This is a genomic window from Microcoleus sp. T3_D1 (assembly GCF_036700405.1).
Taxonomy (GTDB): domain Bacteria; phylum Cyanobacteriota; class Cyanobacteriia; order Cyanobacteriales; family Microcoleaceae; genus Microcoleus.
Window position 1 is genome coordinate 1 of sequence record NZ_JAUBOV010000013.1, and the last position, 18,255, is coordinate 18,255.

At 47.9% G+C, this 18,255-nt stretch carries 11 protein-coding genes; 5 read left to right on the forward strand and 6 right to left on the reverse strand.

The genetic code is table 11. The features are described from left to right. Window positions 1–309: 309 nt before the first annotated feature. From QT992_RS08525 to QT992_RS08535, 3 genes are all read right to left on the reverse strand, one after another. Window positions 310–5,256 (reverse strand): PAS domain-containing protein, encoded by a 4,947-nt coding sequence (locus QT992_RS08525; RefSeq protein ID WP_333341979.1) that lies wholly within the window; start codon window positions 5,254–5,256, stop codon window positions 310–312. Window positions 5,257–5,695: 439 nt separating this feature from the next. Further along, on the reverse strand, window positions 5,696–6,325 hold the full coding sequence (locus tag QT992_RS08530) for a DUF4276 family protein (RefSeq protein WP_333315735.1): 630 nt from the start codon (window positions 6,323–6,325) through the stop codon (window positions 5,696–5,698). Further along, window positions 6,292–7,446 carry an AAA family ATPase gene (locus QT992_RS08535; protein ID WP_333288795.1) on the reverse strand — a complete coding sequence of 385 codons (1,155 nt, stop codon included), beginning with the start codon at window positions 7,444–7,446 and terminating at the stop codon, window positions 6,292–6,294. The genes QT992_RS08530 and QT992_RS08535 overlap by 34 nt, the downstream gene beginning before the upstream one ends. A 32-nt stretch (window positions 7,447–7,478) precedes the next feature. On the opposite strand from QT992_RS08535, the gene QT992_RS08540 reads away from it, so the two are divergent. After that, on the forward strand, window positions 7,479–8,282 hold the full coding sequence (locus QT992_RS08540) for a creatininase family protein (protein WP_333341982.1): 804 nt from the start codon (window positions 7,479–7,481) through the stop codon (window positions 8,280–8,282). A gap of 81 nt (window positions 8,283–8,363) precedes the next feature. Then, window positions 8,364–9,119 carry a DUF561 domain-containing protein gene (locus QT992_RS08545; protein WP_333315733.1) on the forward strand — a complete coding sequence of 252 codons (756 nt, stop codon included), beginning with the start codon at window positions 8,364–8,366 and terminating at the stop codon, window positions 9,117–9,119. Between the two features lie 226 nt (window positions 9,120–9,345). On the opposite strand, the gene QT992_RS08550 is transcribed toward QT992_RS08545, so the two are convergent. Further along, window positions 9,346–10,023 (reverse strand): calcium-binding protein, encoded by a 678-nt coding sequence (locus QT992_RS08550; RefSeq protein ID WP_333315732.1) that lies wholly within the window; start codon window positions 10,021–10,023, stop codon window positions 9,346–9,348. A gap of 80 nt (window positions 10,024–10,103) precedes the next feature. Between QT992_RS08550 and QT992_RS08555 the strand changes: the two genes are divergently transcribed. From QT992_RS08555 to dprA, 3 genes are all read left to right on the forward strand, one after another. Beyond that, window positions 10,104–10,751, forward strand: a complete 648-nt coding sequence (locus QT992_RS08555; RefSeq protein ID WP_333315731.1) for a DUF2301 domain-containing membrane protein — start codon at window positions 10,104–10,106, stop codon at window positions 10,749–10,751. Between the two features lie 127 nt (window positions 10,752–10,878). After that, window positions 10,879–11,532, forward strand: a complete 654-nt coding sequence (locus QT992_RS08560) for a YdcF family protein (protein WP_333315730.1) — start codon at window positions 10,879–10,881, stop codon at window positions 11,530–11,532. A gap of 430 nt (window positions 11,533–11,962) precedes the next feature. Further along, complete coding sequence (gene dprA, locus QT992_RS08565; RefSeq protein ID WP_333315729.1) at window positions 11,963–13,114, forward strand: DNA-processing protein DprA; 1,152 nt, start codon at window positions 11,963–11,965, stop codon at window positions 13,112–13,114. A 208-nt stretch (window positions 13,115–13,322) separates the two neighbouring features. Here the strand turns inward: dprA and QT992_RS08570 are convergent, their stop codons facing one another. Continuing rightward, window positions 13,323–13,550, reverse strand: a complete 228-nt coding sequence (locus QT992_RS08570) for a hypothetical protein (protein ID WP_333315728.1) — start codon at window positions 13,548–13,550, stop codon at window positions 13,323–13,325. A 133-nt stretch (window positions 13,551–13,683) separates the two neighbouring features. Then, on the reverse strand, window positions 13,684–18,255 hold a 4,572-nt coding region (locus QT992_RS08575), incomplete at its 5' end, for an FG-GAP-like repeat-containing protein (protein ID WP_333376824.1).

Here is an 18,255-nt window from a genome sequence, read left to right on the forward strand (position 1 = left end):
GAATTGATAGCGCCTTTGAAAATCCGACTCTGGGTTCTTCAAGAATCCCCTCGCATGCACGGCATGGGGAGTATCAACTATTGCACCATTTTTATGAACAGGCTTTCCGCCCGCTTCCACAAAGAGTGAATTTTCTTGCGGGCCGTTGCTCATAGCCACTCAATAAAATCATTAGTGAGAAGGGTGCAGTATTTCAGATATAACCGGAGTTGAAATTATTAACTTTTTCCTTTTTTCTTCCTTTATTCCTTCGCGTTTTTTGCGTCTTCGCGGTTCATTAAATAAAGACTTTTCCGACACAAAAATACTTTAAACAATGTTTTTGCCCGATCGATCGACTACCTCCCAAATTGCCTGCACCAACTTGTCGGGGTCTAAAGGCTTAGAAATGTGGCGCCCGAACCCCGCAGCCAGGGCCTGCTGATAGTCAATTTCTCCAGCATAAGCCGTGAGGGCGATCGCCGGAACCAGTCCCCCTTTGTCGGGCGGCAGAGCCCGAACCTGCCGCAGCAACAGATAACCGTTGGTATCAGGCATTCCTATATCGCTCAACAGCAAATCCGGCACAGACTCAGTTAAAACCGCCAAGGCATCGGCCGCGTTAGAAACTGCTGTAACGCTTGCCCCACAATCCTCAAGCAGAAAAACCACTAAATCTAGCGCATCGGCATCATCATCTACGGCTAACACCTTGATACCGCTCAAATTGAAGGATTGCTCCGGCCCAGCAGCAGCAAGACTTGTCTGAGGTTGCACGGGCATCAGGGGTATCCTGACTGTAAATGTCGCGCCTTGTCCTTCGCCTGCACTTTCCGATTTCACCGTGCCGCCGTGGAGTTCGAGGAGATGGCGGACGATCGCCAATCCTAAACCCAATCCGCCAAACTTGCGCGTCATCGAGCTGTCAGCTTGCCGGAAGTAGTCGAATACATAGGGCAGAAAATCAGGTTCGATACCTTTTCCCGTATCAGTTACAGTAATTTGGGCGTTGGTGTCCACCCGATCGAGAACGACTTCAATTTTGCCGGACGGCGGGGTGAACTTGACGGCATTTGACAGCAAATTCCAGACTACCTGCTGAAGTCTGCCCGCATCGCCCAACACCGGGCCGAGATTCGGTGCAAATTGAGTGCTGATTTGAATCGACTTGACTTCCGCCGCCAGACGCACCGTTTCAATAGCGGCGCCGATGACCCCGGCTAAATCCACAGGTGCAATATTCAAGCTGACCTTGCCTTGCAGAATCCCCGACACATCGAGCAAATCTTCGATAAGCTGGGTTTGCAGTTTGGCGTTGCGCTCGATCGTCTCTAAGGCGTAACGCTGCTTTTGGGGTGTCAGAAGATTCGATTGAAGCAGCTTCGCCCAGCCCACAATCGGGTTTAAGGGAGTCCGCAATTCGTGGGACAAAACAGCCAAAAATTCGTCTTTGACGCGGTTAGCCTGTTCTGCTTCTTCCCGCGCTGCCTTTTCCCGTGCTAGAAGGCGTTCCCGTTCTGCTTCTGCAACTTTTCGATCGGTAATATCAGTGTTGGTGCCACACCAGCGCAGCACCTGGCCTCCATCGTCGCGAATCGGCACGCTGCGGGAGAGAAACCAGCGGTACGATCCGTCTTTGCCGCGCAAAGGGAAAGTATCTTCCCAGAGTTCGCCTGTTTCAATGCAGCGCCTAAATTTTTCGACAACGCGATCGAGGTGTTCCGGGTGGTGCACCTTTTGCCAGCCCCAGCCTAGCATTTCTTCTAGGGTGGTGCCGGTGTAGTCAAACCAGCGCTGGTTGTACCAGAAAATCGAGCCAGTAGGATCTGTCATCCATGCCAACTGAGCGATGTTGTCAGCTAGAGCGCGGAACCGAGCCTCGCTTTCGTGCAGCTCATGCAGGGCTCGCGCGTGCAGGATCACCGCCCAGAGGCGAGCCACCACTTCTTGCATCAGCCAAACTTCATCGGGCCGCCAGTGCCGAACCACCTTTGATGTCACCAGCAAAAGAGCCACCCAGCGCCCTTCCTGAAGGCAGGGAACATCGACCAAAGCACGAATCGAGACGGCACCGTAGTTATCGAATAAATGCGCTGTATGGGGGTGATTAGCGATATCTGAGATGACAAGGGTTTGACCTGCCATAGACAGAGCTTTCAGTTCTGCCGTCTTAAAGTCTGAGATTTGATAGGTGCCGACGGTGCTGGCCAAGTCGGACTGGTGCCAGTCTTGCCGGACAATTGCCCGATCGGCTTCTACATCGATTTCGTGCCACACGCAGCGATCGACCTTTAAATATTCTCCCAGACTGTTCATCGCTTCCGACAACATTTCTGCGGGGTTGATGCCCTGCCGCAAGCGGACTTCGAGCTCGGAGAGAAACTGCTCGTTGAGTTGGGCTTGTTTGCGATCGTGAATATCAGTATTCGTGCCGATCCACTCGACAATTTCGCCCCCTGCGTCGCGAATTGGCACGGCGCGGGACAAATGCCAGCGTTCCATTTGGTCTGCTGCCCGCCGGAGGCGCAGCTCGAGTTGATAAACTTCTCCGCTGGTTAGACATTCTTGCCAGCGGGCCCAAGATTCTGCCAAATCCGAGGGCGGGACTAGGGATTCCCAATTGTTTCTCGCTGCTTCCTCGTAAGACATTCCCAGATATTCCGACCATTTTTGTTGATTGGTAAAGCGAATTTCCCCGGCGGAGGTTACGTTCCAAATCAGGTGGGGCAGCGACTCAGCCAGGAAGCGAAAGCGGCGGTCGCTTTCTGCTAAGCTTTCTTCTGCTCGTTTGCGATCGTCAATATCAATGCCGATACCAGCCCATTGCACCACCTTTCCCCCCCTGTCTTTGACGGGAACAAGTCGCGCTAGATGCCAGCGGTAATTACCATCAAACCTGCGTACCCGACACTCGAATTCGTAGGCTTCCCCTGCTGCAATCGCAGGAGTGCGCGTGGCGACAACTGCTGGCAGATCGTCAGGATGAAATAATTGCAGCACCGGCGCAGCCAGCGGCAATTCTGGCATCATGCCCGTGTAGTTTTTCCAGTGTTGGTTGCAAAACTCTAACCTGCCGTCGGCGGTGTTGATCCACATTAATTCCGGGACGCCATCGGCGAGGGTGCGGTAGAGATTTTCGCTGTGCCGCAGTGCTTCTTCTATTTGCCGCCGCTCGGTTTTGTCCTGCATGATTTTCAGGAAACCTTGCACCTCGCCTGCTGCGTCGCGCAGGGGCCTCACCAGCCCGCTGCCCCAAAAGCGGCTGCCGTCTTTGCGGACGTGCCAGCGCTCGTTTTCTCCTCTTCCCTTCGTCAGGGCGCTGTGCCTTTCTGCTTCCGGCTTTCTGGCTGCTGAGTCTTCTGGGGTGAAGATGATTCGTCCGTCTTGCCCGACGATTTCAGCTTCGGAATAGCCCAGCAATCTCTGGGCCCCTGCGTTCCAACTGGTAACGTGTCCGCCGGTGTCGAGGGTGATGATGGCGTAGTCTTTGGCGCTGTCGAGAATCAACTGCAGGTGGGTTTCACGATCGCACAGTGCTGCTTCTGTTTGTTTGCGCTGGGTAATGTCGCTTGTGAAGCCGACAACTTTGGTCACTTCGCCTTGCTGGTTGCGGATCAAACAGCCGCGCTCCCAAACATCGATCCAGCGCCCGTCTTCGTGCTGAACTCGGTACTCGATTTCATAGCGATCGGGAATATTCAAGATTGATTGCCCCCCGGCTTGGATGCGTGCCAAATCGACGGGATGGATGCGTTCTCTCCACCACTCTGCTGTTGCCGATGCATCCTCTGGGCAGACACCGACGATCGAGGACAGTCCCTCGGAACGGTAAACTGAGTTCGATGCGAAATCCCACTCAAACACCATGCCGTCGATCGCCCTTGTAGCTAAATGAAAGCGATTGTTGCTTTCTTGCAAGGCCAGTTCGGCCATTTTGCGATCGGTAGCATCAAATAATACTCCGATAAACCGCACTGCTTCGCCTGCGGCGTCGTAGAGATAGCGCCCGAACGCGCTCAACCAGCGGATTTCTCGTGTGTCGGCCCGGATGATCCGGTATTCGGGGGAGTAGAGCGATCTCGTTTGCCTAGCTGTTTCTATTGCCTGCAGGACTTGCTTTAAGTCGTCTGGATGCACGCAGTTTTGCCACACAGCTACGCTTACTTCGCCGCCCGGTGTCTGTTCGCAGCCCAAAATGCTGAAATGGGTCGCCGACCAAATTACTCGATTTGTTCGCACGTCAAAATCCCAGGTTGCCATGCCTGAGCCTTCGATGGCGACGCTCAAACGTTCTTCGCTTTGTTTCAAGGCAATTTCAGTTTGTTTGCGATCGCTGATATCTGTGAGGGAGCCCACGGCCCGCAAGGGATTGCCTGACTCGTCCCAAATTGCTCGCCCTCTGGCTAAAATCCATTTGTAGCGCCCGTCGGGACAGCGAACGCGGTACTCGCAGCAGTAATGTGAGGTTTCTCGATGCAAGTGCTGCTGCCAATTGCTTTGCATTATCTCCACATCATCGGGATGAATGTAGCTCAAATATTGGCTGAAGTTTTTGACTTCTTCGGGCCTACGTTCCAAAATCTCTAAAAAGCGATCGCTCACTACAGAGCAATTTGTTTGCAGGTTGTGATCCCAAATGCCGTCGTTGTTGCCGGCACAGGCTAGCTGCCAGCGTTCTTCGCTTTGTCGCAAAGCTTCTTTGGTTCGATTGGCGCGATCGATTTGTACGGCGGCAACGGCAAAGTCTGCTAGGGCGATCGCGATCCGCAAGTCTTCGGCATCGAACTGGCGATCGTCCTCGTGAGATACAATCCATATTGCCCCCAGCGGTTGATTTTCTACTTGCAGCGGCACGACTAACGCTTCGGCGATCGGCTTTTCTAGCTGCTGTAAGTCGGTGAAGTATTGTTCGGGAGCGAAGTAAAGCTGGGGAGTTTGGCGATCTAGGCCTGCTCCCGACCAACGCAATGTGCGGGGTGTGTTTCTGTGCTCTGTGACTTCCCACGCGCCCGCCAAGGCCTCCCAGCGAAATATTTGTTCGGAAGTTGCATTTTCTTCTAGCAAGCAGACTCCGACGCTTCCTGCGCCGCACAAATCTTGAGCGATCGCCACCAGTGTTTTGAGCAGGGTGTGGGGTGAGGTTGCCAGTTGTCTAGCCAGCGTTTGCAGCGCTCGGTTTTCTGCTTTGCAATCGTGCGATCGAGGGATGCGGCGCGACAGTTCATCGGCGATCGGAATGTCGGTTAAATGAGTTTGTGGGGTTTGCCAAGCTTCCATCAATTAGTCGTCTCTATGTCTTTCGGTCTGAGCTGGCGAGCGTATATTATCAGCGCGCTATTAAAGCATCTGCTATATTATAGGCTCTACCCACATACAGAATATGCGATCTATCTGGGAAATTACTTTTTAGTTTTCAGGCTAGTTGATTGGGAGCCGTCCTATTTTGTAAAAAGCGTTTTTTAGGAGTGCGAGCATCCCGATCGCTTTATATATTTTTAGCGATCGGGATGCTCGCACGAAGAGTGAAAGCTTGCACGCTTGATGATAGGAGGAGCTCTTGGGAAAGTAAAAAGCGTTGTTTAGGAGTGCTTGCGTGACCGCACAGCACAGTATATACATATAGCGAGCAAGGTGTGAAACCCGCGCCAGAGCTTGGTCTAAAATCTCGCTTTTTCCACAACAGGAATCGCGGGCTCGTATCCGTTTTTGGGCGGGGTCAAGGAATCAATTCGCCCCCACAAAGAGATAAAATAGTATTCAGAAAAGCCTTTAATTCTGGACAGACTGCGGCAGCCTCCATGAGATTTTGTCCCTCTAATATTCTTTTGGCATCCCGTGCTTTATCATAACTGCGACGTTTTCCCTGTTCAAATATTTCTTTAATCCGATAAGAAGGTGGATTATTGTGATTGACCAGTTCAGGAGAACCGCTAGGAACGGCTCTATTGCCTCCTGATATTTGCTGAATTTTTGACCAAAAAGGTAACAGCCAAGCTTCAAAGTCATGGGAAGCTGCATGGGGATAAAATTTAGGATTTTCCCCCACCCATTTTTTCATTTGAGCCTTAGCGTCTCCTGCATCTTTAAAATCTTTAGTTCCTGTATAAACATCTGTTAATGCAATTACAGCATCATAACCATCTTTTCCTAAAAAATTTTCAACTACACGCTTTAGCTTGTCTTCTTTAGGAATGCGACCGTGTTGAGGTTTAGTATCGAGTTTTGGCATTTGCTGCAAACGCGATTCCAAAAATTTTCGCAATATAGGCATAAAAGCTGTTTCTGTTTTTCCTTCTACTATGATGGCAATCTTCACGGTCTGCCTCCAATGATATTCATTGCCCAAAGCTGATCCAAGCTATAATCTTCTAACCAGTGTTCTAAGTCTATAGAGTCAGCCCAAGTTAGAGTTGTTAATCCATCTTCAGTATTGCAGACAAGCACCTCTTTAGGCTCTAAAAATCCGATCAGTCTATCTGAATGAGTTGCTACAATTAGTTGAGTTCTTTGAGAAGCTTCTCTCATAGCATGAGCTAGTTGTTGTAACAACTCTGGATGTAAACTAACTTCCGGCTCATCAATCAGCGTGACAGCGGTCAAATCTCGACTTTGCAGTAAGGTGATTAACCAGAGAAATCGCAGCGTTCCCTCGGATAGTTGGTGCATATAAAAAGGATGAGAAAAATTTCGATCCTTCCAAGTCATTGCTAAAGTTCCGGCTGCTACTGGCGGAAAACTCAACCTTTCAAAATCAGGAAAAGCTGCAGCCAGTGTATCTTGAATAATTTCAAATCGATTTGGATCTGTTTCTCGCAGATAATAAAGGCATGAAACTAAATCTTCTCCCTTGGTACCGGGCAAAGTTGCAGGACGCATAGATTGAGGTAAACGTATAGGACTTTGAGGGGAAAGATTCAACTCCCAAGCCTTATAAAAGCTACATGAAGCTAAGTGCTGCCTCAATGTTTCTGGTTCCCGATACATCTTAGGAACCTGAGCGAGTGAGCTTTCCAAAGGATTGTACTGCCAGTTTGGACGTAGTAGCTTTTCATCGTCTGGACTGAAATATTTGACATCTAAACCGCGAGATTCAATATACTTAAAAGGTTGAGAAGCATTGGGATCGCGCTGTTGGATTAGAGTTTCTGAACCAATTTCATAGAATTGACCTTTGGTTGCAAGTTTCAGAGAATAGTTAAGGGGTTCCTGATTCTCTATAGGCATTGATAAGGAGATTGACACGCTATCAGCCCGGTCTAATGTTACCATCTGAGTTAGACCGCTCAACTCGGAAATTTTGGACTGTAACTGACCGTTCGCTGATGCTGCTAAAAGTGAGAATATTTCTAAGAAAGAACTTTTCCCAACACCGTTAGCACCAATCATCACTGTCAGATCTCGCATTTCCACCTCTGCCGAAAACAAACGGCGAAACCCCTCGATCTTTAGGCGCTCAAATGTGTTCATAACTTTTGCCCTTGAGCTTGTAGAATCGTAATATGCACAATTTTATTCCAGAATCGCGCTTTTTTCCATATCTGACTTGGACAGAAATTCAGTCTATGCCGGATAAAGAAAATACTGTGATAATTCAGCCGCTAGGTGCGATCGAACAGCACGGCCCCCATTTGCCTTTAATTGTAGATGCGGCAATTAGCGCGGCGGTGACAGGCAAAGCCCTGGCCAAGTTAGAGGCAAATATTCCCGCTTATGCTTTGCCAACTCTTTACTACGGAAAGTCAAACGAACACTGCCATTTTCCCGGTACAATTATGCTCAGTGCTCAGACACTTTTAGCAGTAATCAGTGAAATTGCGGAGAGTATTTATCAGGCGGGATTTCGTAAATTAGTGTTAATGAATGGTCACGGCGGACAGCCGCAGGTGATGGAAATTGCGGCGCGGGATATTCATCAAAAATATCAGGATTTCTCTGTTTTTCCGCTGTTTGTGTGGCGGGTTCCGAATGTGGCTTCTGAATTATTAACTGCGAAAGAGTTGGAGTTGGGAATTCACGCAGGTGATGCAGAAACGAGTTTGATGTTGTCAATTTTGCCCGAACAGGTGAAAATGGAACTGGCTGTTTGCGAGTACCCGCAGGGTTTACCAACAGACAGTTTGCTGAGTATGGAAGGGAATTTGCCTTTTGCTTGGCTGACGCGAGAGTTGACACAAAGCGGTGTGTTGGGCGATGCGACGGCGGCGACGAAAGAAAAGGGAGCTCGTATTCTCGAATCTCTCTCTGGCGGCTGGGCACAAGTTATCAAAGATGTTTACAAATTTCGACAGCCGGGAAGTAATTAAAAATTAAGAATTAAAAATCAAAAATTCTTCTAATTTGTGTCAAAATGAGTCTAAGAAATTTTTTGAGTTGGAAAACTAACGATGAGTGTAAATTCTAAATTGCAGCGCGCTTTTGAGCAAGGTCGCGCCCTGAAAATTATCAGCGGTTTAAATAATTTTGATGCCGCCAACGTTGCGGCTGTCGTCAAAGCAGCGGATATCGGCGGTGCTTCCTTTGTCGATATTGCTGCCGATCGCGATTTGGTATTGATGGCAAAACAGTTGACAAATTTGCCAATTTGTGTATCGGCTGTGGAACCGGAAAAGTTTGTGCCTGCGGTAGAAGCTGGTGCTGATTTGATTGAAATTGGTAACTTTGATGCTTTCTACGCAGTAGGCCGCCGCTTTGAAGCTGAGGAAGTTTTGCAGTTGACTCGCGAAACTCGATCGCTATTTCCGAACATCACTCTTTCTGTGACAGTTCCCCACATTTTGGTACTCGACAAACAAGTGCAATTAGCAATTGAATTAGTCAAAGCTGGCGCTAACATCATTCAAACAGAAGGTGGCACCAGCGCCCAACCAATTCACGCCGGCACCTTGGGATTAATTGAAAAAGCAGCGCCTACTTTGGCCGCAGCCTTTGAAATTTCCCGCGCCGTATCCGTCCCCGTACTCTGCGCTTCCGGTATCTCCAGCGTCACCGCACCCCTCGCTATTGGAGCCGGTGCTGCGGGTGTTGGTGTCGGTTCTGCTGTCAGCCAACTTAATAGCGAAGTGGCGATGATTGCGGCTGTTCGCAGTTTGGTTGAAGCTTTGGCTTTGGTTTCGCGATCGCACTTGTCGGCTTCAATTTAATTAAGAAGGAAGAAGGAAGTTCGGCAACGGATTCGCAAGGGCGGATGTAACGGATGTAACGGATGTCAGGGAGAGGGAAGGAGGAAGTTCGGCAACGGATTCGCAAGGGCGGATGTAACGGATGTCAAAAAGAAGGAAGAAGGAAGATTTTTCCCATCCCCCACTCTCTCCTTCTCCCACTCTTCCCCTCTTCCCCTCCCCCAATTTTTCACTTTTCCACTCTTCCTTAATAATTGATAAACCACACGGCATAATCATCTAATAACTGATTGTTGCGGGAGGTTACATCAACTGATTCTAACTCAGATAAAGGCAACATAAACTTTTGGCGATCGCCGACGCGCTGCACTTCCACAAATATGCCTTCTTCCTGAACCACCAAATCCTCCAACCGATTAATGGTGAATCTATCAGTATAAGAAGGTTGAGTTTTTTTGAGCCGTGCATATTCTTTTTTGCTGCCCGAACCCATTGTATATTCTTCTTCCCATTCAAACTCTTCTATGCCGGTAACGTGGCAGGGGAGTTGAATATTTTGCTTGATGTAATTTAGATATTTGACGGAATTTTTTAGGCTGACATCAATATTTTTTGATCCCAAAATTTTGCTGATTTTCGTTTCAAATTGCTGGGTATTAAATGGGATATTTTTATCGAGATGAGCTAACATTTCTGGATCGAACCCCGCTCTCAATTCGGATAATTCCTCCAGCAGGCGCTGAAAGTCGTTTACCGGTTTCGGTCTTCTGCCTGCTACAATGGTTTCATCAAGCTGAACTGGAGGAAGTTCGGATTCTGAAGAAAGGGATTGGCTTTGATCGGGGCGATCGTCCAATTGAGATTGGTTGACTTTAGACTTGTTAACTTTAGGCTGGTTAAGTTTAGGCTTGTTAAATTTAGGCATCGCTAGGTCTCGCTGGATCGGTTTATCAATAAAGTATATCTTGGCAGAAGTACATTCGTGTCTGATAGGAGGAAGCTGTAATGCAACTACTGAAATCACCTGATGAATCGCCAGTCTATCAAGGACAATTCGGCGAATTTACGATTACTCAAAACGATCGCACGGGAGTGTTGATTTACCGCGCTGGATTGGGGGTGGCGGCGCTGTGTTTTGCGATCGGCGCTACTCTGGTGCTACAACAGGGCGACAACCCGATGGCAATCCAAGCTGTAACGCCTGTTTTTGCTTGTTTCTGGATAGCTTTAGGCGTCAGCTTAGCAACTATTCACATTTACATGATTGCGCTACACCGAACACTACAGGCGTTTTGGGCGATCGGCGGCGCGGCAGCATTGTTTGTCGCCCTACAAAGCAGCGAACCCTTAGCTTTAGCAGTGTACGAACATCCCGCGACGTTGTGGGGAATTGGCTTTACTTTTGCGGCCTTAAATGGCATTTATTTTAAGGAAGCATTCTGCTTTAATCGCCTCGAAACTAAGTTTTTGACTCCGGGAGTTCCTCTCTTAATTTTAGGACATATTTTCGGTTTTTTGTCAGCCGAAAATGAACAATTTTTGCTGGCAGTTTGGGCGGCTTTGTTTATCATCTTTGCTGTACGCAAGTTTTTTCAACCGATGCCGCAGGATATCGGGGATAAAAGCGTTTTTGAGTATCTGAAACACCAATAATTTGGGAATGGGGCATTGGGAATGGGGCATTGGGCATTGGGAAATTCTATCACTTTCCCAGTATTTCCCTCTTCCCCAGTCTAGCCGAATCTGCCTCCATACCCGAAAACATCTAGATCGAGTTAAAATGAGAATTCGTCTAATCCGCCGTCGAGAAATGTGGGCAGTTACCAAGGAAGGTTGGGTAATTGCTCTGATGGGATTAATAATTGCAATGATCTTAATTCTCACAAATATCCATCCATTTTTGGCGGTAAATGCGCCGATTAAAGCAGATATATTGGTTGTCGAAGGCTGGTTGCCGGATTATGCGATCGAAAGTGCGATCGCCGAATTCAAAAAAGGCGAATACCGCCAATTAATTACCACAGGAGCTCCTTTAAGTAAAGGCTTCTATCTTGCTGAATATAAAAATTATGCTGCACTAACTGCCGCGACTTGTATTGCGCTAGGATTTGATAAAAACAAAGTAGTAGCAGTACCAGCAGCGAGTGTTGTCAAACACCGCACTGCTGCTTCTGCGATCGCACTTCGCGATTGGCTGGCTGCTTCTGCCATAAAAGTTGAGTCAATTAATCTTTATTCTTTTGGCCCTCACGCCCGCAGAAGTTGGATTGTTTTCAAAGAAGTGCTGAATCCTGAGATTAAAGTCGGGATTATAGCGGCGGAACCGCAAGATTACAATTCCCAAGAATGGTGGAAATCCAGCGAAGGTTTTCGCACTGTGATCGGAGAAGTTATTGCTTATATTTATGCCCGTTTTGTAGATTGGAAAACCTAGCCAGTAATTGTCAACATCCTTCTTATACCAATTTAATGTGAAGTTGCACATATCTCGATCCCCCTAAATCCCTCTGGTTGTTGGGGAGTAGGGGTTGACTTTGAGAATAATCTTGTCCCACCCCCTACTCCCCTTATTAAGGGGGGTTAGGGGGGATCAGATTCTACGGGGCCTCATAAAAAATTGGTATTAATTCCCTTCGCATTCTTCGCGCCTTCGCGGTTCGTAAAAAAATATTTATATAACAGTTTGAAATCCGTGTAAATACAGGACACGGCAGTGCTATTTCTGTACCAGGCTATCTGTGAAAATACAGGCCACGGCAGTGCCGTTTCCCCACCCAAGAAATAGAGGACACGGCAGTGCCGTTTCCCTACTATATTCAACCGAAGATGATAAAATTATTCTCAGATAAGTTGAGGGTAACTCGTTGCTAGAAGAACGCGCTTACTGGTTAGCATGGTCGCAAATTAACGGTATCGGGCCGATTTTGTTGCAAAGATTGCACCAAAATTTCAATAGTTTGGCAGAAGCTTGGACGGCAAAACCAGTAGATTTCATGCGAGTCGAAGGGTTTGGTAAGCAGATAATTGAAACAATTTCCCAAGAACGAACTAAACTTAATCCTGAAGAATTTATCGAAAAACATCTTATAAAAAATCCCTGTTTTTGGACGCCCGCCGATCCAGATTATCCCCGCTTATTATTGGAAATTCCCAATCCGCCACCAGTGTTGTATTATCGCGGTTTAGTTGATGTAAAAGAGAATCAAGGAATTACGCCGACAGTGGCAATAGTTGGTACTCGCAGCCCTTCGGAATACGGCAGAAGGTGGACTCGCAAATTTAGTACGGCTTTGGCTAGAAGCGGTTTTACTGTGGTTTCGGGATTGGCTGCGGGCATTGATACAGAGGCTCATACAGGCTGTTTGGAGGCGGGAGGAAGGACTTTCGCAGTGGTGGGGACGGGAGTAGATATTGTATATCCTAAACAAAATGAGAGGTTGTGCGATCGCATTTTGCAGCAGGGATTGGTAATTAGCGAATATCCGGCGGGAACTCAACCGAATAAAACTAATTTTCCGCGCCGAAATCGCATAATTGCTGGCTTAAGTCGCGCTACAATCGTGATAGAAGCTCCGCACAAATCGGGTGCTTTAATTACTGCTTATCAAGCTAATGATTTTTGCCGGGATGTGTATGTTTTGACGGCAAGATTGGATGATGAGCGTTCGTTTGGGTGTTTGGAGTTGCTGAGTAAAGGTGCTCATCCGATTCTGCCTGGTCGCGATCGACTGTTAAGCGAAGACAGGTTGTTGGAAATGCTCGGAGCTATGCCAAAATTGGATAGAGCCGAGCAGTTGTCGCTATTTCCTCCAAATCCGACGGTGGAGAAGCAAGGGCCGCCGTTGGAGCCGGAATTGGCTAAGGTGTTAGGTGCGATCGTATCTGGGCCGATTTCTTTTGATGTAATTGTGGAAGCAGCGGGATTAGAAGCAGGAACAGTTTCTAGTATACTTTTGCAGTTGGAATTGTTGGGATTAGTTTCGCAGTTACCGGGAATGCGATATCAGCGATGCTGATATGAAAGGTAGGATATAACTCACATCTTGCATCATTCTGAAGAACGGGCAAGATGCCCGTTCCACAAGAGATAATTTTTTTTGTGGAACAGGCATCTTGCGTGTTCATAAAAGGATGATGGAAAATTGTGCAAAATCTCAGATCTAACCATCAATAACACGGCAACTCTGGAAACGGCAATACAGTTTCCCTACCCTAAAATAATCATTAACCGCCTCGGATGTAAGCATCACGCGATCGATTGTAGGGACATGGCACTGCCGTATCCTGATTTCGGGTAATGGGTAAAATCAACCGGATTGGATGATGAAATTGCCCGATTGGGCGATCGGATATAACCATTTGTGACAAGTTAAGGTAAAACCGATAGTCCGACAGGGAATGAATTCCCTGTCTCAAAGCTAAAGTCCTCGCTATGAGGACTGAAGAACTCATTAGTCCTCATAGCGAGGACTTTAGCTATTAGACAGGGGTTTCAACCCCTGGCGGACTGACGGATGAGCGAGAAGACTAACGGACTAAAAGCTTAAGTTGACACTAATGGGCAATGCCGTTTCCCTACCCAATCTCAAATCAATCCGAAATTAGCAGCACTAATACTGTTAGCAGAAACACCACCCAGAGAAGCTAAAACTTCCCCTGTTTGTGCCAACCGGATTAAAGTTGCACCGCTATCTTGAGCAATTGCCAATTGCGAGAAACTCAACCCATTACCCACTACTAACAAATCTTTACCGACTTCAAAATCAGTAATCGTATCAGTACCGGAATTGGTAGATAGTAGGAATTTATCTAATCCCATTCCTCCTACCAAAGTATCAATTCCCAAACCGCCATTGAGTAAATCATCTCCCTTACCTCCGTAAAGCATATCATTACCATCATCGCCATTCAAGATGTCAGCACCACGGTTGCCAAATAAGACATCATCACCGCTACTTCCCAGGATTGTATCGCTACCTTTGCCACCAAAAATAGTGTCATTCCCCAGAACTCCATCGAGGGAATCATTGCCCCTCATCCCCATCAAGACATTATTGCCGCTGTCGCCAGTCAGGATATCGTCGCCATTTGTACCGAGAATTGCATTGGGGGAATTGCTGCCCAAATCAGCATCGCCGCTGACAACAGGAGTTGCAATCCCAGTCGGCAATTCTACAGCTTCAACTCTGCTATCTAAAGCAGTACCAGTATTGTCAGCTACTACCTGGGAAATGGGTTTATTTCCTGTACCAACTTCTTTGAATTCTTGAGTTGTTGGGCCCAAGGCTACTTGTTGGAGGCGGGCAAGTGATTCAGGAATTGATGTTGCTGTTGGGTTGGAGACGGCGACATCAATGCGCTGATTGGCTGTTGCCATTACTGTCGCGGATTGCGAGGTAATTTGGCTGACTTGTTGAGTGTTGAAACTGGGGTCTATTTGCTGGATTTTCGCGGCTGCTTGCTGAATGATTGGTTCTAAGGCTGCGGCATTGCTGAGGTTTAAGACTGTACCGGATTGAATTTGAGCCGTAATTGAACTGACAACAGCTTTGACAATATCGGTATTGACTGCACTGGAAGCACCGTCAATCAAAGCGCTGGCTTGGGTGATGAAGTTTTGGACTTTCACCATTGCGGATAAGACTTCGACTCCCCCTGGCTGGTTGTTATTGGTAGCTAAGATTGGATCTAAGCTAGTTAGGTCAACTTCAGCGGGGAGAGAAAGGGCGGCTTTGACTAAAGATTGGGCTTCTTCTGGTTCAATTCCTTTGTCGATTAAGTCGGCGATTAAGCTGGTTAGGAGGGTGACTACACTAGAATCTGGGGGTGCGGTGACTGGTGTTTCTAGGGGTAAGCCGGTGGCGGTGTCAATGCCTCCTGTGGCTACTAGATTGCCTTCTGATGGGTCGATTTCTCCGTTTTTATTGGTGTCGAAAATCTCGAAGGGGATGTTGAGATTGAATTTACCGCCGGAATCGGTTGTGGTGGATGGTTCGTTGGTGTCTTTGATGCCGTTTTTGTTGGCGTCTAGGAAGAGGGTTGCACCGGAGATATAACCGTCAATGACAGTACCTTCAAAGCGGCTGTCATTCATAATCAGTTGGATCGTATCGCTGGCAGTTGCACCGGCTCTGTCTCTTGCTATTAACTTAATATTGAAATCTTGAGGTTGAGAATTTGTGCCATTGAAAGTGCGAGTATCTGGATCGAAAATGAGCCAATCAGGTAAAGGATCGCCATTTTCAAGAGTTGCTGTGTAGGTAAGCGTGTCACCTAGATCGGGATCTGTGAAAGTGTTCGACGGAAATTGGTAGTTGAATGTCGATGGGCTGTTGCTTACAGTTTTGGACTCGTAATGCCAAGGGGTTGTATCGGGGCCGTAGTTGAGGACAGGCGGGGTGTTGGGGTCGTTGTCCGCGATCGTCACAGTAGCACTAGAGGACTCGCCTATCTTCACCTTGTTGGGATCGTTGTAGAAAGGATCTAACGTAATAACCACCTGTTCGTCGCCTTCTACTAGGATGTCGTCAACGATGCCGTCGCGGACATCGACATCTATGTTGACGCTGCGTTTACCTGCTGGAATGGTGATAATGTTCCAGCCATACTGGTTGACAGGCAACGGCTGACGGGGTTTGAATGGCAGACTGGGGTCCGACTCGGAAAACAATTCGTAATCCATACCGGGTATAGCAGTTCCGGGTTTAGGAGTGTAGCTTAGATTATCGAATATATCCAAGCTGTAGTAGACATCCAGCGGCTTAACTAGGCTGCCACCAGTACGGGTAATGGTGAATTTTCCGGGATTCGGTGCTTCTTCTGGGTACTTGAGAGCTATTTCCGCCGCATTGGGATCTGTAGCGCTGATGGTGACGGTTGGTTTGAGATTGGACTCAGGAGGGGCTGTAAAAGTTGGTCCCTTGACAAACGGTGAACCAGCCCAAGCACTGTCGATCGCCTGTACACTCCATTCATAAGTTTGTGGATTGTAAGAATAATTAGGATCGTAAGACGGGGCAGGGATTAAGTAATCTGGCTTCAGCAGAAAACTGTACTCCCCGTATAAGTAGTCCCTCGGTTGGTTGACATTTCCCAACTGCACTACTTGCCGAGTTCCGTTATCACCGGACATGGGGCCAACAATGTACTCTGTAATGGGGGGCTGATCACCAGCGTTGGGATTGGGAGGAGTAGCCCAAACTTTCAGATTGTAGCTTAAACCCCGATCGGGAGTTTTAGAGTCGATGGAGGTACTACTCTCTGCTGGGCGCCAAGTTAATAAAACTCCTTCTGGAGTATTAATAGACTGTAAAAATTGAGGTTGAGGTGTAGAGGGTGGTGTGTTCGCATCAGGAGTATCGTTGCGGTAGACTTTGACAAAGCTGCCACCCGGAAAAGATGAATCATCTCTTGTCGTGAGTGCAATATCGAGTCTGCCGTCTTTGTTGTAGTCTCCCCAAGAAGTTGGACCGTAAACATTATTAGGTAGCGTTGGATCGTCGATGGGTTCAAAAGAGTCTGACTCATTTCGGTAAACTTTGGCGACACCTTTACCAGAATCCGTTTGTGTCAGCAGAATATCGAGATCACCATCATTGTCTTCATCTCCCCAAGCACCGAAACCAGCATTAGGCCCCGATGGAATCAGACGATCCTCAAATTTAGTCTCTTGATAGTTGCTGTTGTTCAGAAGCACCCTGGTAAAGCTAGGACCCTGCTTTGTACCTGTAAGCAAGATATCCAGTTGTCCATCACTGTTGGAGTCTCCCCAAGCGCCGTAAGTAATAGGTTGGTTGAGGTTGTTTTGATTTTGCAGCAGTGGATTTCTCTCCTCGGTAAATCCATTACCAGTATTGCTATATAATTTTGCGACGTATGCTGAACCGGCAGTTTCGCCTGCCACCAAGATATCGGGTTTGCCATCGTTGTTGTAGTCTCCCCAAGCAGCATTGCCAATCACACCGGGCAAGCTAACCTCAGTGTCCTCTTCAAAGCGAATGCCGTAGTTAAAGGGAATGCCACCGCCAAAGTCAATGCGGTCATTGCGGAACACTTTGGTGATGTAGCCTGAACTCGTGTCGCCTGTGAGTACAAGATCCTTTCTGCCATCGTTGTTGTAGTCTCCCCAATCAGCAGAACCGTTGAACATACCAGGCAGCCTTGCCGCTGGAGCAAATTTAGTGGTGTCCCCGGTTGAGTTAGGGGGTCGATTGTTCTCAATCTTTGGGTTCGCCCACAGTGTTGTGGTGGGGATATAGCTCTCCGTACCAGAGGAGTTTATCTCTTTTCTTACGCCTATGAGTAAGATATCGAGATCGCCATCATTGTCGCTGTCTCCCCACGTAGCAGAAGGCTTGGAATTATGCTCTTTCCCATTTTCCTGAAGCAAACCTCCGTAAACGGTAGGCAGGCCTATATCAACTGGTGTAAAGCTACCGTTGTCGTTGCTGTACACTTTCGGGGTGTATTGCGATCGGGGAAAAGAAAATGAGTAGTTGTTTTGTACACTACCTCCTTCCATGACCAAGAGATCCAAATCACCGTCATTGTCGTAGTCTCCCCACGCATTAGCGCCAACATAACCAGGTATTTTCAGATCGAGTTCGTTGCTGGTAAAGCTGTAAGCCACCTCCGTAAAGGATTGGGGTAGATTGTTGTTAAATTCGTTATTAAAGCTCGATATCTCGTTATCCCTGTTAACAACAAGGGCATCCGGTGCATTGAGGCCGTTGTAGTCACTATCCGCACTGACAGCAGGCGCAGTCACAATCTGATAATTCTTATCGCGATCGAATTCTGGACGCTTATCGTCCACACCAGTTATCGTAATCGGCTGCCACTGATTCCAATTAACAGAATTGAAGGTAATCGAGTCCGTTGAAATTACTCCCTCTGCCTCATTGCTGCTACGCAAACCAATTTTCACATCAGCAGTAGGTGGGCGGTTGAGTCTGATGGTGAATTGGTCTGTGCCACCTGCTTCTGTAGTTACTAATCCCGATGCCGGACTAATAACAATGCCTGGACTCCCAAGTATTGGTTGTGGTACAGTGCCACCACCGCCGATTGGTTCTGCTACAGTGCCACCACCGCCGATTGGTTCTGCTACAGTGCCACCACCGCCGATTGGTTCTGCTACAGTGCCACCACCGCCGAT

What these genes read in the sequence shown, in the direction of transcription:
- QT992_RS08525 (WP_333341979.1), bottom strand. Translation starts at nt 5,256, where the DNA reads ATGGAAGCTTGGCAAACCCCACAAACTCATTTAACCGACATTCCGATC.
- QT992_RS08535 (WP_333288795.1), bottom strand. Translation starts at nt 7,446, where the DNA reads ATGAACACATTTGAGCGCCTAAAGATCGAGGGGTTTCGCCGTTTGTTT.
- QT992_RS08540 (WP_333341982.1), top strand. Translation starts at nt 7,479, where the DNA reads ATGCACAATTTTATTCCAGAATCGCGCTTTTTTCCATATCTGACTTGG.
- QT992_RS08545 (WP_333315733.1), top strand. Translation starts at nt 8,364, where the DNA reads ATGAGTGTAAATTCTAAATTGCAGCGCGCTTTTGAGCAAGGTCGCGCC.
- QT992_RS08550 (WP_333315732.1), bottom strand. Translation starts at nt 10,023, where the DNA reads ATGCCTAAATTTAACAAGCCTAAACTTAACCAGCCTAAAGTTAACAAG.
- QT992_RS08555 (WP_333315731.1), top strand. Translation starts at nt 10,104, where the DNA reads ATGCAACTACTGAAATCACCTGATGAATCGCCAGTCTATCAAGGACAA.
- QT992_RS08560 (WP_333315730.1), top strand. Translation starts at nt 10,879, where the DNA reads ATGAGAATTCGTCTAATCCGCCGTCGAGAAATGTGGGCAGTTACCAAG.
- QT992_RS08570 (WP_333315728.1), bottom strand. Translation starts at nt 13,550, where the DNA reads ATGAGTTCTTCAGTCCTCATAGCGAGGACTTTAGCTTTGAGACAGGGA.